Here is a 14,616-nt window from a genome sequence, read left to right on the forward strand (position 1 = left end):
GTCAGGCCCGCACCTCGCGGCGGTCCTCGCCCCACAGCACGTGGAAGGAGCCCTCACGGTCGACTCGGCGGTACGTGTGGGCGCCGAACAGGTCGCGCTGCCCCTGGACGAGAGCGGCGGGCAGCCGGTCGCGGCGGGCCCCGTCGAACGCCGCGAGCGCGGCGGAGAAGCCGGGCACCGGCACCCCGGCGCGGACGGCGGCGGCGACGACGTCCCGCCACGCGTCCCCGGCGCCGTCGAGCGCCTCGTGGAACACGGGCGCGGTGAGGAGGCTGACGAGCCCCGGGTGCTCGCGGTAGGCGTCGGTGATCCGGTCGAGGAAGCGGGCCCGGATGATGCAGCCCCCGCGCCAGATCCGCGCGATCGTCCCCATGTCGAGGTCCCAGCCGTGCTCGGCGGCACCCGCCGACAGCATGTCGAAGCCCTGCGCGTAGCTCACGATCTTCGAGGCGTACAGCGCGCGGCGGACCGCCTCGACGAAGCCCGGCACGTCGTCGGGCACGGGGGTCGCGGAACCCGACGACACCCCGAAGGCGGCCTGCACGGCGTCCCGGGTCTCGCGGTGGCTCGACAGGGCGCGGGCGAAGACGGCCTCCGCGATCCCGCTCACGGGCGTGCCGAGGCTCAGCGCGGTCTGCACCGTCCACGTGCCCGTGCCCTTCATGCCGGCCTCGTCCAGGACGACGTCCGCGAACGGCTGACCGGTCGCCCCGTCGACGTGCGCGAGGACCTCGGCGGTGATCTCGATGAGGAACGAGTCGAGCTCGCCGGTGTTCCACTCGCGGAACACGTCGGCGATCTCCGCGGGCGACAGCCCCACGACGTGGCGGAGCAGGTCGTACGCCTCGCCGATGAGCTGCATGTCGGCGTACTCGATGCCGTTGTGGACCATCTTGACGAAGTGGCCGGCGCCGTCGGTGCCGAGGTGGGCGGCGCACGGCGTGCCGTCGACCTGCGCCGCGATGCTCTCGACGATCGGTCCGAGCGTCTCGTAGGCGGCCTCCGAGCCGCCGACCATGATCGAGGGGCCGTTCAGCGCGCCCTCCTCGCCGCCGCTGACCCCGGCCCCGACGAAGTGGAGCTTCCGCGCGGCCAGCGCCTGGGTGCGCCGGATGGTGTCGCCGAAGAGGGCGTTCCCGCCGTCGACGACCATGTCGCCGGGCTCGAGGAGGTCGGCGACCGCGTCGACGACCGCGTCCGTGCCCGCACCCGCCTGGACCATGGAGATGACGACGCGTGGTGTCGTGAGGGACGCGACGAAGTCCTCGAGGGACTCGCTCGGGACGAACTCGCCCTCGTCACCGTGCTCCGCGACGAGCGCGCGCGTCTTCTCGGGGCTGCGGTTGTAGAGGGCGACCGTGTGCCCGTGCCGCGCGAGGTTCCGCGCGAGGTTGCTGCCCATCACGGCCAGCCCGACGACTCCGACGTCCGCGCGTGCGCTCATGCCCCATTCCTACCGCGTGCGGGCCGCGACATGCCGGGCGGTCCCACCCGGCTGCCCGACGGCGAGGTGCACCCGGGAGTCAGGCGAGGTCGCCGGCGTGCCGGACCCAGTCCCCGCCGGGCACGAGCGCGCCGACGCCCTCGACGGCACCCGCGTAGGCGTAGGTCTGCACGTCGAGGCCTGTCGGGTGCCCGGTCTCGTCGAACAGAGGGACGAGGACCCGGACGTACTCCGAGCCGGCGGGGTCCGCGGGGTCGAAGGCCTCGAGCGCGTCGAGCGCGTCGAGCGCGGCCGGGTCGCCCACCTCGTAGGCCTCCACGCGGACCAGGTGCGTGCCGGGGACGACGAGCAGCGGGTAGCCGTAGGCGCGCCCGAGCGGGGCGCTCACCTCGTGCAGCGCCCCGCGCAGGTGGCCGTCGGCCACGTGCCGGGCCCCCGCGAGCAGCCCCGCGTTGCGGCAGCCGCGCCGCAGGGTGCCGTAGACGGCGAGGACGAGCGGCACGGCGCGGTCGGCCACCGCCGGCGGGTGGGGGACCCGGGTCACGGCACCAGCGTGCCAGGGAGGCCGTGCGCTGCGAGGCTGGGCCGGACCTGCCCGCCACCCGCCACCACCTCGCGGAGGCACGCATGACGACCTCGCCCACCCAGGGCCCGCCCGGCCCCGACCTCCCCTCGCACCGTGCCCCGACCCGGCGGCAGGAGGACGGCCGGCCCGCGCACGAGCAGCGCCCGGCCGTCAGCCCGCACGAGCCGAGCCTCGCCGACGCCGAGGTCACCCGGTCCCGCCCGGCACCCGACGACGGTCGCCGCACGACGGGGCGCCCCCACGTCGTCGTCGTCGGGTCGGGCTTCGGTGGCCTGTTCGCCACCCGGCACCTCGCGAAGGCCGACGTCGACGTCACCCTCGTCTCCCGGACGAGCCACCACCTGTTCCAGCCGCTGCTCTACCAGGTGGCGACCGGGATCCTGTCGGAGGGCGACATCGCCCCCTCGACCCGCGAGGTCCTCAGCGGCCAGACGAACGCGACGGTCCTCCTCGGCGAGGTGACGGACATCGACCTCGACTCCCGCTGCGTCCGCTCGCAGGTCCTCGACAGCGAGACGGTCACGACCTACGACCACCTCGTGGTGGCCGCGGGCGCCGGGCAGTCGTACTTCGGCAACGACCACTTCGCCCTGTGGGCGCCGGGCATGAAGTCGATCGACGACGCGCTCGAGCTGCGCGGGCGCATCTTCGGCGCCTTCGAGCTCGCCGAGCTCGCGTGGGACGAGGCGGAGACCGCCCGCATGCTCACCTTCGTCGTCGTGGGCGCCGGGCCGACGGGCGTCGAGATGGCAGGACAGATCGCCGAGCTGTCCCGGCAGACGCTGCGGCGCGACTTCCGCCGGATCGACCCCACGAGCGCGCGCGTGGTCCTCGTCGACGCTGCCCCGAAGGTGCTGCCCGGCTTCGACGACTCCCTCGGCCGCGCCGCGCACGAGCAGCTGGAGAAGATGGGGGTCGACGTCCAGCTCGGCGCCATGGTCGTCGGCGTCGACCGGTTCGGCCTCGACGTCAAGGACTCCGACGGCACGACCCGCCGTATCGACGCCCGCTGCAAGGTGTGGGCGGCCGGCGTGCAGGCGAGCGCCCTCGGGGCGCAGCTCGCCGAGCAGTCCGGCGCGGAGCTCGACCGCTCGGGCCGGGTGAAGGTCGAGCCCGACCTCACGCTGCCGGGCCACCCGGAGGTCCACGTCGTCGGCGACATGATGGCGCTGGAGGGTCTGCCGGGCGTCGCGCAGGTCGCCATCCAGGGCGGGGAGCACGCCGCCCGGGAGATCCGTCGGTCGCTGGCGGGCGAGGCGACGGGCGAGCCGTTCCGGTACAAGGACAAGGGCTCCATGGCGACCATCGCCCGCTTCTCCGCAGTCGCGGACGTCGGGGGGCGCAAGTTCTCCGGCTTCGTCGCGTGGGTGCTGTGGCTCGCGGTCCACCTGCTCTACCTCGTGGGGTTCAAGAACCGCGTGACGACGCTGCTGAAGTGGACCATCACGTTCGTCGGGCGCGGGCGCAGCGAGCGCGCGGTCACCCAGCAGCAGATCATCGCGCGTCGCGCGCTCGCGCAACGCGGCCAGGACGCCGCGACGGCCTCGACGACGCAGGCCGCCCCCACCCGCTCGGGCACGGAGTCGGTGTCGATGTCGACCGACGTCGAGCGGGACGGCCCGGCCGGCGGGGACGCCGATGGCGACGGCTCACACACCGACGAGGAGCGCGACGCCGTCCCGGGCGACCGGGGGCTGGACGTGCGCGAGGAGCGCGTCAGGGCACAGCAGGACGGCTGAGGGTCCGCTCGGCCGACAGCAGGAGGGCGAGCTCCTCCGCGGGCACGGCCCGCGACCACAGCCAGCCCTGACCGAGGTCGGCGCCGAGCCGGGCCATCTCCTCCGCCACCTCGACGGTCTCCACGCCCTCGACGACGCTCGTGAGCCCGAGGCTCCGGCACAGCTCGAGGCCGGCGAGGAGGACCGCCCGGGCGCGCGCGTCGGAGGCGGCTGCGGTGACGAGCCCGCGGTCGAGCTTCAGCGTGCTCGCGGGCACGCGCCGCAGGTAGCCCAGCGAGGCGTGCCCGGCGCCGAAGTCGTCGATGACGACGTCGACCCCGGACGCGACGAGCTCGTGGAGGTGCCACAGCGCGGGCCCGTCCTCGTCGAGCAGCACCGACTCCGTCACCTCGAGCGCGAGCGAGCCAGGCGCCACCGCGTGCGTCGCGACGACGTCGCGCACGACCTCGAGCAGGCGACGCTGCTGCAGCTGCAGCGGGGAGACGTTGACGCTGAGCCGGACGCCCGCGGCGAGGACCCCCGCGTCGTCCGCGCGACGCAGCGCCGCGCGGAGCACGTGCTCGCCGAGGTCGTCGATGACACCGCAGCGCTCCGCGGCCGCGACGAACTCCGGCGGCGGCACGTGGCCGAGCTGGTCGTCGTGCCAGCGGGCGAGCGCCTCGGCCGCGACGACCCGGCCGGTGCGGAGGTCGACGATCGGCTGGAGGAGCACGTCGACCTCGCCACGGGCGACGGCCCGCGGCAGGCGCCGCCCCACCGCGAGCGCGCGCAGCGCCCGGCAGCGCTGCGCCTCGTCGTGGAGGACGGGGCGCCCGGCGCGCTGCTGCTGGGCGCTGTGCAGCGCCTGGGTCGCGTCCTCGACGACCTCCGCGACGCTCGTGACGCCGTCGGCGGCGACGGCGACCCCGACGTGGAGGCGGGTGCCGTGCTCCCCCACCCGGGCGTGCTCCTGCGCGTCCCGCTGCAGCCGCTCGGCGAGGGCGAGCGCGCGGTCCGACACACGCGCCGTCGCGACCGGTGAGGGCAGGGGCGGGAGCACGACGGCGAACTCGTCGCCGCCGGCGCGGAAGCACGTCGCGTCCGGTGGCGCGGCCGCACGGACGAGCAGCGCGACCTGCCGCACCAGCTCGTCGCCACCGCGCCGGCCCTGGACCTGGTTGACGGCGTCGAGGCCGGCGATGTCGAGGACGACGACGGCCCGGCACGCGCGGTCGGCGGCTGCCGCGAGCGCCTGGGCGTTGGGGAGGCCGGTGAGGGGGTCGACGAGCGCCTGCCGGGTGAGGGTCCGGACGAGGTCGCGGAGCACCTCGAGGAGGAGGACCTCGCGCCCGAGGAACAGGGCGATGACGACGAGGCCGAGCACCCGGGCGACGGGGTCGAGGCCCGGCGCCCCGCCAGCGAGGACGGCGAGGACGAGCAGCACGCACGCGACGAGCGTCGTGGCGGTCGCGGTGCGGCCGCCGTCGTCCTGCGCCTCGGGCCGTGCGTCGACGCCACGGCGACCGGTGGCGGACGCCCAGGCGGTCGCGGCGGCGAGCGTCGGGACGACGACGGCGGCCTGCCACAGGGCGGAGGCGGCGAGGACGCCCTCGGGAAGGTCGACACCGAGGCCGGGCAGCACGTCGATCCCGTCGGCGACGACGAACGCGGCGACGCCGAGCGCGAGCACCAGCGGTCCCCGGCCCCGGTCGCGGAGGGCGGCGAGGACCGGGACGCTGCAGCACGCGGCCACGGCGACCAGCACGAGGACCGTGACGGTGGAGGCCCACCACGACCCGGAGGGCGCTGGGACCAGCAGCTCCCACGCGGCGAGCGCCACGCACGTGGCGACGAGGAGGGAGTCGAGCAGCAGCCGGGTGACGGGCAGCGCGGCCTGCGACGGCGCCGGGGCGTTCGCGAAGGCGGCGAGCACGAGCGGGGTGACCGCCATCGCCACGAGGTCGCCCGGTGCCCACGGGTGGGTGCCGACGACGACCGCGTTGAGGAGCTGCCCGAGCCCGTACAGCGCGAAGGCGGCACCGAGGAGCCTCGTGGTGGCGCGGCGGGCCGGGACCGCGTGGTCGCGGACGCGCAGCAGCCACGCCGCCCCGAGCACGCACGTGACGGCGACGACGGCGTGGCCGGCGCGGTCCTCGAGGTCGGGGCGGAGGCCCTGCGCGGCGAGGAGCGCCACGACGGGCCCCAGGACCCCGACGACCAGGAGGACGGCGCGGGCGGGGACGGCGGTACGGGTGCGACGGGACCGCCGCCCGTCCTCCCGTGTCGCCCGCACGACGAGCAGCATCGGCAGGCGCACCCGCCGACCTGAGCCGGCGGGCGCCCTCAGTCCGGCGGCAGCCGGTCGGCGAGGAGCTCGGCGAGGTGGCGTCCTCGGACGCCGGCGAGGTCGGCCGCCTGCGTGCGGCAGGAGAACCCGTCGGCGAGCAGCACCGTGCCGGGGGCCGCCTCGCGGAGCGCGGGCAGCAGGGCGCGCTCGGCGACGGCGACGGAGACCTCGTGGTGCCCGGCCTCCATGCCCCAGTTGCCGGCGAGGCCGCAGCACCCGGCGAGCGCCCGCACCCGCGCCCCGGCCCGCTGCAGGAGGTCGAGGTCGGCGCCGTAGCCGGTCTCGCTGTGCTGGTGGCAGTGGGGCTGGGCGACGACGTCGAGGCCGGAGAGATCGGGCGGGGTCCAGCCGTCGGCCACGCGGGTCTGCAGCTGCTGCGCGAGGGTGCGGACGGCGGCCGCCACCCGGGGTGCACGCGGGTCGTCGGGCACGAGCTCGGGCAGGTCGGACATGAGGGCGACGGTGCACGAGGGCTCGAGGCCCACCACCGGCAGCCCTGCGTCGACGTGCGGGGCGAGGACGTCGAGGGTGCGGCGCAGCCGCTCCCGGGCGCCGTCGAGCTGGCCGGTGGAGATCCACGTGAGGCCGCAGCAGGCGCCGGGGCCGGCGAGGACGACCTCGTGCCCGGCGGCCTCGAGGACGCGCCGTGCGGCCTCGCCGACGTCGGGGCCGAAGCCGTCGGTGAAGGAGTCGGCCCACAGGAGCACCGGCCCACCGGGGGCACGGTCGTGCCGCCACGGGCGCGCCGTGCGGTCCGCCGCCCAGCGTGCGCGCAACGTGCGCGGCGCGAAGCGGGGCACCCCACGCCGGGGGTCCATGCCCCCGAGGCGCAGCACGAGCCGGCGGAGGGGGGCGAGACGCAGGACGGTGTTGAGGACGGTCGCGAGCCCGGGGACGGCGGCGACGAGTGCCGACCAGCGGGGGAGCCACCCGAGCGCGTAGTGCGCCGGGGGCCGCAGCCGGCCCCGGTAGCGGCGGTGGAGCCACTCTGCCTTGTACGTCGCCATGTCGACCCCGGCGGGGCAGTCGCTCGCGCACGCCTTGCACGACAGGCAGAGGTCGAGGGACTCCGCGACCGCCGGGTGCTCGACCCCGCCGACGAGCGTGCCGACCGTCAGCTCCTGCAGGACCCGCGCCCGCCCGCGCGTGGAGTCCTTCTCCTCGCGGGTCGCGAGGTACGACGGGCACATGAAGCCGCCCGCGGCACCGGTGTCGGCCCGGCACTTGCCGACCCCGACGCAGCGGTGGACGGCGCGGGTGAGGTCGCCGGAGTCGTGCCGCAGGGCGAATCCGCCCGCCGGGGCGGCCGGGCGGGCCAGCGGCCGCCGCAGGTCGGCGTCGACGGGTCGCGGTCGCACGAGCACGCCCGGGTTGTGGACGTCGTCGGGGTCGAGGAGCGCCTTGAACCCCTCGAACAGCCGCAGCGCCTCCGGCGAGTACATGCGGGCGAGGAGCTCGGAGCGGGCGCGGCCGTCCCCGTGCTCGCCGGACAGCGACCCCCCGTGCGCGACGACGAGGTCGGCGGCGTCGTGGAGGAAGGGGCGCAGCCGCTGCGGGGCGTCGGCCAGCGGCAGGTCGATGCGGACGTGCACGCACCCGTCCCCGAAGTGCCCGTACGCGAGGCCGTCGACGCCGTGGTCGCGCAGGAGCGCCGCGAAACCGCGGAGGTAGTCGCCGAGCCGCTCGGGCGGGACGGCGGCGTCCTCCCAGCCGGGCCACGCCTGCGCGCCGGCGGGGGTGCGTCCGGCGAGCCCGGCGCCGTCCTCCCGGATGCGCCACAGCGCGGTCGCCTCCGGTCCGGGCGGGACCACGCGGACGGCGTCGGTGCCGGCGTCCGCGGCGAGGCGGCGGGCGGCGGCGAACGCCCCCGCCTCGTCTCCGCCGCCGACCTCGCAGAGCAGCCAGCCGCCGCCCGGCGGCAGGTCCGGGACGGACGCCTCGCCCTTGTGGTGCCTGACCACGTCGACGAGACGCGCGTCGATGCCCTCGACGGCGAGCGGGTGGTGCGGCAGGAGGGCGGGCACGGCGTCGGCGGCGGCCGCCATGTCGGGGTAGGCGAGCACCGCGAGGGCGGTCGCGGGCGCGAGGTCGACGAGGCGGACCGTGGCGCCGAGCAGCACCCCGCACGTGCCCTCGGTCCCGACGAGGGCCTTCGCGAGGTCGCGGCCGTTCTCCGGCAGGAGGTGCTCGAGGGAGTAGCCGGACACCTGCCTCGGGAAGCGCCCGAGCTCGGTCCGCACGAGCCCGAGGTGCGCGCCCACGAGCTCCTCGAGGCCGGGCACGGGTGACAGGTCGCCGGCACCGGCGGTGAAGCGGCGACCGCGGCCGTCGAGCCAGTCGAGGGCGACGACGTTGTCGGCGGTGCGCCCGTACGCGACGGCGTGGGGCCCGCACGCGTTGTTGCCGATCATCCCGCCGAGGGTGCAGCGGGCCTGCGTCGACGGGTCCGGGCCGAAGCGCAGCCCGTGCGGACGGGCGGCTGCCTGCAGCGACGTGAGGACGACGCCGGGCTCGACGGTCGCGGTGCGCGCGTCCGGGTCGACGGCGAGCACGCGGGTCAGGTGCCGGCTCGTGTCGACGACGACCCCGGGGCCGACGGCGTTGCCGGCGACGGAGGTGCCGCCGCCCCGCAGCGTGAGCGGGGTGCCGGTCGCGCGGCACACCTCGGCCGCGGCGAGGACGTCGTCGACGTCGCGGGCGACGACGACCGCCGCCGGCAGGACCCGGTAGTTGCTCGCGTCGGTGCTGTACTCGGCGCGCACGCGCGCGGAGTCGTCGACCCTGGCGCCGCCGCCCAGCGCCCGCCGCAGCCGCACGACGATGTCGCCCGGCACCTCGGCCGCCCCCGGTCCGGGTGCTCCGGCCGCGTGCGGCGCGGCGCCGGTCAGCGTCATGCGACCAGTCTGCCTGCCCGTCCCGCGTTTCCCGGACCGGGTCCGCGGGCACGTGGGCGGCATGGCCGGGACGGACGGGACCACGGACTGGACGCGCGCGGGGACGGCGGTGCCGCGCACGCTGCTGCGCGACTGGGTGGTCTGCGGGCTGGTGGCCGCGACGACGCGTTTCGTCCCGGTGCCGCTGCTCGACGACGCCGTGCAGGGCCGGGCCGTCCGCGAGTCGGTGCGGAGGACGCTGCGGGAGGCCGGGCGGACGTACCCGGTGGAGACGGTCGCGCCGCTGTACGAGCGGCGCGGGCGTGGCCTGCTCCGCACCGTGGCGGCCGCCCCGCTCGCCCTCGCGCTGTGGCCCGCCCGCAAGTGGGTACGTGTCGCCGGCGCCGTGCGGGGCGTACCCACCGACCTCGCGCGGGTGCTCGCGCTCGGGCGCTGCACGTACCGGGTGCTCGAGCGGGGTGGCCTGCCCGATCTCCCGGACGGACCGGACGGCATCGAGGCCGCCCGGCACGCGGTGCGCACGGAGGCCGCGCAGGTGCGCGCCGCCTTCGACGAGACGATCGACGAGCTCGACCTCCGCCTCGTCGCCGCCGCGCTGCAGGACGCCCTGGGCGGTGCCCGTGGCCTGTCGGGCGCCCTCGTCGACTACGCCCGCGGACGCTTCGACCGCGACCGCCGGGAGCACGACGCCCCCGGCGGGCTCGACCCCGGCGAGGACGTCGACCGCGGCGTCGACCGGGTCCTCGCGGCGCTCCGGCAGCCCGAGGTGCGCCGTCAGGTGGAGGAGCTCGACCGGCGCCTCGACGAGCGGCTCGCCGCGCCGTCGTGAGGTCGGGACGTCACGGGACCGGGCACTCCCCGGCCTGCGGGAGCAGAACCCGCGCGAGGAGCCGGTCGGCGCGCCACCGGGAGAGGTTCCACCCGTACCAGGGGTCCGGCGCGGCGGTGGCGAGCGGGCGGACGACGCAGCCGCGGACGTCGTCCTGCAGGCGTGCGAGCGCCGGTGCGGCGTCCGCGCTCAGCCCCATGACGTAGAGGGCGTCGCCGTAGCGGTCCCAGCGCTCGACGTCGTAGCGGGCGGCCGTCGCCTCCGGCCCGAGCGCGGCGAGCGCGACGAGGACCGCGGCGCCGCCGAGCACGACGGCCCGGGCCGAGGGGCCGCGCCGGCGACGCCACCACAGGAGGCACGCGGCGACGAGCGCCACCGCCAGGCCCAGCTCGAAGGCGACGACGTAGAGCCGCAGCGCGGTGAGGCCGAACCGCTCGGTGTAGAGCGCCATCCGCACGAGGGCGCTCGCGACGACCGAGAGGACGCACAGCGCGAGGAGGCCGCCGGCGGTGTGGAGCAGGCGCAGGTCGCGCCGGCGTGACCGGTCGACGCGCCGCGCCGCCCGCCCCAGCACGAGCAGCAGCAGGACGGACACCGCCACCAGCTGGCCGAACCCCTGCCGTGCCCACTGCGCCGGCGTCGTGCCGGTGCCCTCCAGCGCGGTCGCCGGGTCGAAGAGCACGGCCCCCTGCACGAGGAGGTACCCGAGGACGACGACGTCGGCGAGCACGAGGGGCAGCGCCCAGTCCGCGGCGCGGTGCCCCCGGGGCTCGCGGACCCGGTCGGGTCGCGGGGGCAGGACCGCGGCGGACACGAGACCGACGAGGACGGCGGCGACGAGCACACCGAGCAGCAGCCGCGGCACCGGCAGGTCCGGCAGGCGCCACCCGCCGAGGAGCCGCGCCACCGCGGCGTCCGCCGACGCAAGCAGGACGACGAGCGCGGTCGTGACGACCGCGGCGACCGCGGCGCCCCGCGTCCACGCCGCGAGGGCCGCTCGACGCACGGCCCGGTCGCCCGCCGGCAGCCGCACCGGCGGGTGCCGGACGACGTGACGCGCACCGAGCCCGACTGCCCACGGGACGAGGACGGCGAGGAGGAGGACCCCGCTCCAGCGGTCCCGTCGCAGCGCGACGAGGGCGAGGAGCAGCCCGCTCGCGAGCACGCACAGGACGACGAGGAGCGCCTCGGCCCGGACGACGGGGACGAGCGCGAGGAGCGCGGCGAGACCGAGCGCACGCCGGTCGCCGGGCAGCGGGTCGCGGGTACGGCTCGCCCACGCGCACAGCACGACGGCGATGAGGAGCAGCAGCGTGAGCGGGGCGCCGGCACGGGTGCCCGGCAGGGTGAGAGCCGCGACGAGGCCGCCGAGGGCGGCCACCGCGAGGGTGGCCGAGGGCAGCGGTGCGACCGGTGCCGGCCACCAGGGCGGCGCGGGCGGTCCGGCGGGCGCCTGCGTGGGCGGGGCGGCGGCCTCCGTCCCGCTCACCGGTCGCCCTCCTGGGCCGGCCCGGGCAGGAGCACCCGGACCCGGCACCCGACGTCGCCGGGCAGCACCGCCACCCGGCCGCCGTGGAGCTCGACGGCCCAGCGCACGATCGCGAGGCCGAGCCCGGTGCCACCGCCCCGCCCGTCGGGCTCCGGAGGAGTCGCGTGCTGCGCGCCGGTGCCCCGCCGGAAGCGGTCGAAGACGCTCTGCCGCTGCTCGTCGGGGATGCCCGGTCCGTCGTCGTGGACGTCGAGGACCACCGCCCCGGCCGGGCCCGGCCGGGCGGAGACGAGGACGAGGCCGTCCGGGGAGCCGTGCCGGCACGCGTTGTCGACGAGGTTGGTGAGCACCTGCCGCAGGCGGCGCGCGTCCGCCCACGCCACGAGGTCGGGCGCGACGTCGGTGCGCAGGTCGCTGCCGGGGTGGGCGCGCGCCGCGAGGGCGACGACCTCCTCGACCGCGGGGAGGACCGGCACGCGCGTCACCTCCAGCCGCAGTCCGGTGCCGGCGGACCGCGCGAGGCCGAGGAGGTCCTCGACGAGGTCGCCGAGGCGCTCTGTCTCGTGCAGGGCGGCGCCCAGCGCGTCGGGGTCCGGCGCGCGGACCCCGTCGACGAGGTTCTCCAGCTGCGCGCGCAGCGCGGCGACCGGGGTGCGGAGCTCGTGGGCGACGTCGGCGAGGAGCTCCCGCCGCTGCCGGTCGACGTCCTCCAGGTCGCGCGCCATCGCGGTGAAGGCGCGCGCGAGCTCGCCCACCTCGTCGCGGCTCGTGGTGGCGACGGGCGCGACGGCGGGGCCCGGGGCCTCCCCCGCGGCCATGGCACGCGCCGCCTGCGTCATCTGCCGCAGCGGCGAGGTCATGCCGTGGGCGAGGACCTGGACGAGCCCGACCGCGACGGCGAGCGCGAGCACGCTCACCCACACGACGTCACCGTCGAGCAGCCGCGTGCCCGCCGTGCTCACGGCCAGGCCCGCCGTGAGGGACCCGACGACGACGAGGGCGAGCTTCGCCTTGACGGAGCGGACGGGGTCGAGGGGACGGAGGTCGGGCAGCCGGCGCGCGCGGGTGACGGCGGACGCCGCGCTCACGCGGGCACCTCGAGGGCGTAGCCGACGCCGGTGACGGTGCGGATGCGCTCCGGCCCGAGCTTGCGGCGCAGCGCCTTGACGTGGCTGTCGACGGCGCGGGCCGCGGTGCCGCGCAGGGACCGGGCGTCGCTCGCGGGCCACCCCCACACGTCGACGAGCAGCCGCTCGCGGGTCACGACCGCGCCCGGCGCCTCGGCGAGCGCACGCAGCACGTCGAACTCGGTGCGGGTGAGGTGCACCTCCTCGCCGTCGAGGTGGACCCGGCGCCGCGGCACGTCGACGGCGACGGCACCGGCCACGAGCACGGACCCCGCTGCCGCTGCCCCACCCCCGTCGGGCGCGGTCGCGGCGAGCACCGCGGCCCGCTCGACCCGGCGCAGCAGCGCCGCGACCCGGGCGACGAGCTCGCGCGGGCTGAACGGCTTCGTCACGTAGTCGTCCGCGCCCACCCCGAGACCGACGAGCCGGTCGGTCTCCTCCGAGCGCGCCGTCAGCATGAGGACGGGAACCGGCCGGTGCTGCTGGACCCGACGGCACACCTCGAGCCCGTCGAGACCCGGCAGCATGACGTCGAGCACGACGACGTCCGGAGGCACCCGCGCCGCGTGCGCGACCGCGTCCCGGCCGTCGTGCGTGACGTCGACGTCGTAGCCCTCCGCCTCCAGGCGCCGGCGGACCGCGTCGGCGATCGCGACGTCGTCCTCCACGACCAGCACCCGTCGCCGCCCACCGGCGTCACTCGTCCCCATGGCGGGGACAGTACGGACGCGGTCGTGGGGACGGTCGGTCCGGGACGTGGAGATCGTGTGGGCGTCGTGGGTAGCGTCCGGTCATGGTGCGCCACAAGTTCCTGCTCGACGAGGAGCAGATGCCGACCCGCTGGTACAACGTGATCCCCGACCTGCCGTCCCCGCCTCCCCCGCCCCTGCACCCCGGCACGCACGAACCGATCGGCCCGGAGGCGCTCGCGCCGCTGTTCCCCATGGCGCTCATCGAGCAGGAGGTGACGGCGGAGCGCTACGTCGACATCCCCGAGGCGGTGCTCGACGTCTACCGGTTGTGGCGGCCCTCGCCGCTGTACCGGGCGCACGGGCTGGAGAAGGCGCTCGGCACGCCGGCGCGGATCTACTACAAGTACGAGGGCGTGTCCCCCGCCGGGTCGCACAAGCCGAACACCGCGGTCCCGCAGGCGTACTACAACGCCCAGGCCGGCGTGCGGCGCCTCACGACGGAGACCGGCGCCGGACAGTGGGGCACGGCGCTGGCGTTCGCCTCGGCGCTGTTCGGCCTCGAGTGCGAGGTGTGGCAGGTCGGGGCGAGCTACGACCAGAAGCCGTACCGGCGCACGATGATCGAGACCTTCGGCGGCACGGTGCACCGCTCCCCCAGCGAGCTCACGGCCGCCGGCAGGGCGGTGCTCGGCGAGCGGGCCGACCACCCCGGCTCCCTCGGCATCGCGATCTCCGAGGCCGTCGAGGTGGCGGCGCAGGACCCGGACACCCGCTACGCGCTCGGGAGCGTCCTCAACCACGTGCTCCTCCACCAGACCGTCATCGGCGAGGAGGCGCTGCTGCAGCTGGAGCTCGCCGGGGAGACCCCGGACGTCGTCATCGGCTGCACCGGCGGCGGCTCGAACTTCGCCGGGCTCGCGTTCCCGCTCCTGCGCGAGAAGCTCGCCGGGCGGATGTCCCCGGTCATCCGGGCCGTCGAGCCGGCGTCGTGCCCGTCGCTCACGCAGGGCGTCTACGCCTACGACTTCGGCGACACCGCCGGCATGACGCCGCTCATGAAGATGCACACCCTCGGCCACGACTTCGTCCCGGACCCCATCCACGCGGGCGGGCTGCGCTACCACGGCATGGCGCCGCTGCTGAGCCACGTCTACGAGCTGGGGCTGCTCGAGGCGATCGCGGTGCCGCAGTCGGAGTGCTTCGCGGCCGGCGTCCAGTTCGCCCGGACCGAGGGCATCGTGCCCGCCCCGGAACCCACCCACGCCCTCGCCGGCTGCGTGCGCGAGGCCCTGGCGTGCAAGGACAGCGGCGAGGAGAAGGTCATCGTCACCGCGCTCTGCGGGCACGGTCACCTCGACCTCGCCGCGTACGACGCCTACCTGTCGGGGCGGATGGTCGACGAGGCCGTCAGCCCGGAGCGGTTCGCCTCGGCGCTCGCGGGGGTGCCGGCGCTGGGGTGAGCACGGGGGCCGGACACCCGCGCGGCAGCT

General features: G+C 76.9%; 10 protein-coding genes. 3 read left to right on the forward strand and 7 right to left on the reverse strand.

The features are described 5' to 3' along the window. Window position 1 precedes the first annotated feature (1 nt). On the reverse strand, window positions 2-1,444 hold the full coding sequence (gene gndA / locus WAB14_RS14445; protein ID WP_340270820.1) for an NADP-dependent phosphogluconate dehydrogenase: 1,443 nt from the start codon (window positions 1,442-1,444) through the stop codon (window positions 2-4). Between the two features lie 79 nt (window positions 1,445-1,523). Further along, complete coding sequence (locus WAB14_RS14450) at window positions 1,524-1,988, reverse strand: gamma-glutamylcyclotransferase family protein (protein WP_340270821.1); 465 nt, start codon at window positions 1,986-1,988, stop codon at window positions 1,524-1,526. Between the two features lie 83 nt (window positions 1,989-2,071). Between WAB14_RS14450 and WAB14_RS14455 the strand changes: the two genes are divergently transcribed. Then, entirely contained in the window at window positions 2,072-3,769 is a 1,698-nt protein-coding gene (locus WAB14_RS14455; protein WP_340270822.1) for an NAD(P)/FAD-dependent oxidoreductase, read from the forward strand. Here WAB14_RS14455 and WAB14_RS14460 read toward each other — a convergent pair. Beyond that, window positions 3,747-6,065, reverse strand: coding sequence for an EAL domain-containing protein (locus tag WAB14_RS14460; protein ID WP_340270824.1), 2,319 nt, complete (start codon window positions 6,063-6,065; stop codon window positions 3,747-3,749). The two genes, WAB14_RS14455 and WAB14_RS14460, sit on opposite strands and share 23 nt — an antisense overlap. Before the next feature lie 26 nt (window positions 6,066-6,091). Beyond that, entirely contained in the window at window positions 6,092-8,989 is a 2,898-nt protein-coding gene (locus tag WAB14_RS14465; RefSeq protein WP_340270825.1) for an FAD-binding and (Fe-S)-binding domain-containing protein, read from the reverse strand. A gap of 61 nt (window positions 8,990-9,050) precedes the next feature. On the opposite strand from WAB14_RS14465, the gene WAB14_RS14470 reads away from it, so the two are divergent. Continuing rightward, window positions 9,051-9,818, forward strand: coding sequence for a hypothetical protein (locus WAB14_RS14470; protein WP_340270826.1), 768 nt, complete (start codon window positions 9,051-9,053; stop codon window positions 9,816-9,818). A 10-nt stretch (window positions 9,819-9,828) separates the two neighbouring features. Here WAB14_RS14470 and WAB14_RS14475 read toward each other — a convergent pair whose 3' ends face one another. From WAB14_RS14475 to WAB14_RS14485, 3 genes are read right to left on the reverse strand one after another with little or no spacing between them, the layout of a single operon-like run. Further along, window positions 9,829-11,307, reverse strand: coding sequence for a DUF4153 domain-containing protein (locus tag WAB14_RS14475; protein ID WP_340270828.1), 1,479 nt, complete (start codon window positions 11,305-11,307; stop codon window positions 9,829-9,831). Then, a complete protein-coding gene (locus tag WAB14_RS14480) occupies window positions 11,304-12,395 on the reverse strand; it encodes a HAMP domain-containing sensor histidine kinase (RefSeq protein ID WP_340270829.1) in 1,092 nt (363 codons plus the stop codon). Before WAB14_RS14480 ends, WAB14_RS14475 begins: the two co-directional genes overlap by 4 nt. Continuing rightward, window positions 12,392-13,144 carry a response regulator transcription factor gene (locus tag WAB14_RS14485; protein WP_340270830.1) on the reverse strand — a complete coding sequence of 251 codons (753 nt, stop codon included), beginning with the start codon at window positions 13,142-13,144 and terminating at the stop codon, window positions 12,392-12,394. The genes WAB14_RS14480 and WAB14_RS14485 overlap by 4 nt, the downstream gene beginning before the upstream one ends. 83 nt (window positions 13,145-13,227) lie before the next feature. Between WAB14_RS14485 and WAB14_RS14490 the strand changes: the two genes are divergently transcribed. Then, window positions 13,228-14,586, forward strand: coding sequence for a TrpB-like pyridoxal phosphate-dependent enzyme (locus WAB14_RS14490; RefSeq protein WP_340270832.1), 1,359 nt, complete (start codon window positions 13,228-13,230; stop codon window positions 14,584-14,586). Window positions 14,587-14,616 lie beyond the last annotated feature (30 nt).

Origin of the sequence: Aquipuribacter nitratireducens, assembly GCF_037860835.1 — a bacterium.
Lineage (GTDB): Bacteria > Actinomycetota > Actinomycetes > Actinomycetales > JBBAYJ01 > Aquipuribacter > Aquipuribacter nitratireducens.

Coding starts and splice junctions, on each gene's coding strand:
- gndA (WP_340270820.1), bottom strand. CDS start 1,444: ATGAGCGCACGCGCGGACGTCGGAGTCGTCGGGCTGGCCGTGATGGGC.
- WAB14_RS14455 (WP_340270822.1), top strand. CDS start 2,072: ATGACGACCTCGCCCACCCAGGGCCCGCCCGGCCCCGACCTCCCCTCG.
- WAB14_RS14465 (WP_340270825.1), bottom strand. CDS start 8,989: ATGACGCTGACCGGCGCCGCGCCGCACGCGGCCGGAGCACCCGGACCG.
- WAB14_RS14470 (WP_340270826.1), top strand. CDS start 9,051: ATGGCCGGGACGGACGGGACCACGGACTGGACGCGCGCGGGGACGGCG.
- WAB14_RS14485 (WP_340270830.1), bottom strand. CDS start 13,144: ATGGGGACGAGTGACGCCGGTGGGCGGCGACGGGTGCTGGTCGTGGAG.
- WAB14_RS14490 (WP_340270832.1), top strand. CDS start 13,228: ATGGTGCGCCACAAGTTCCTGCTCGACGAGGAGCAGATGCCGACCCGC.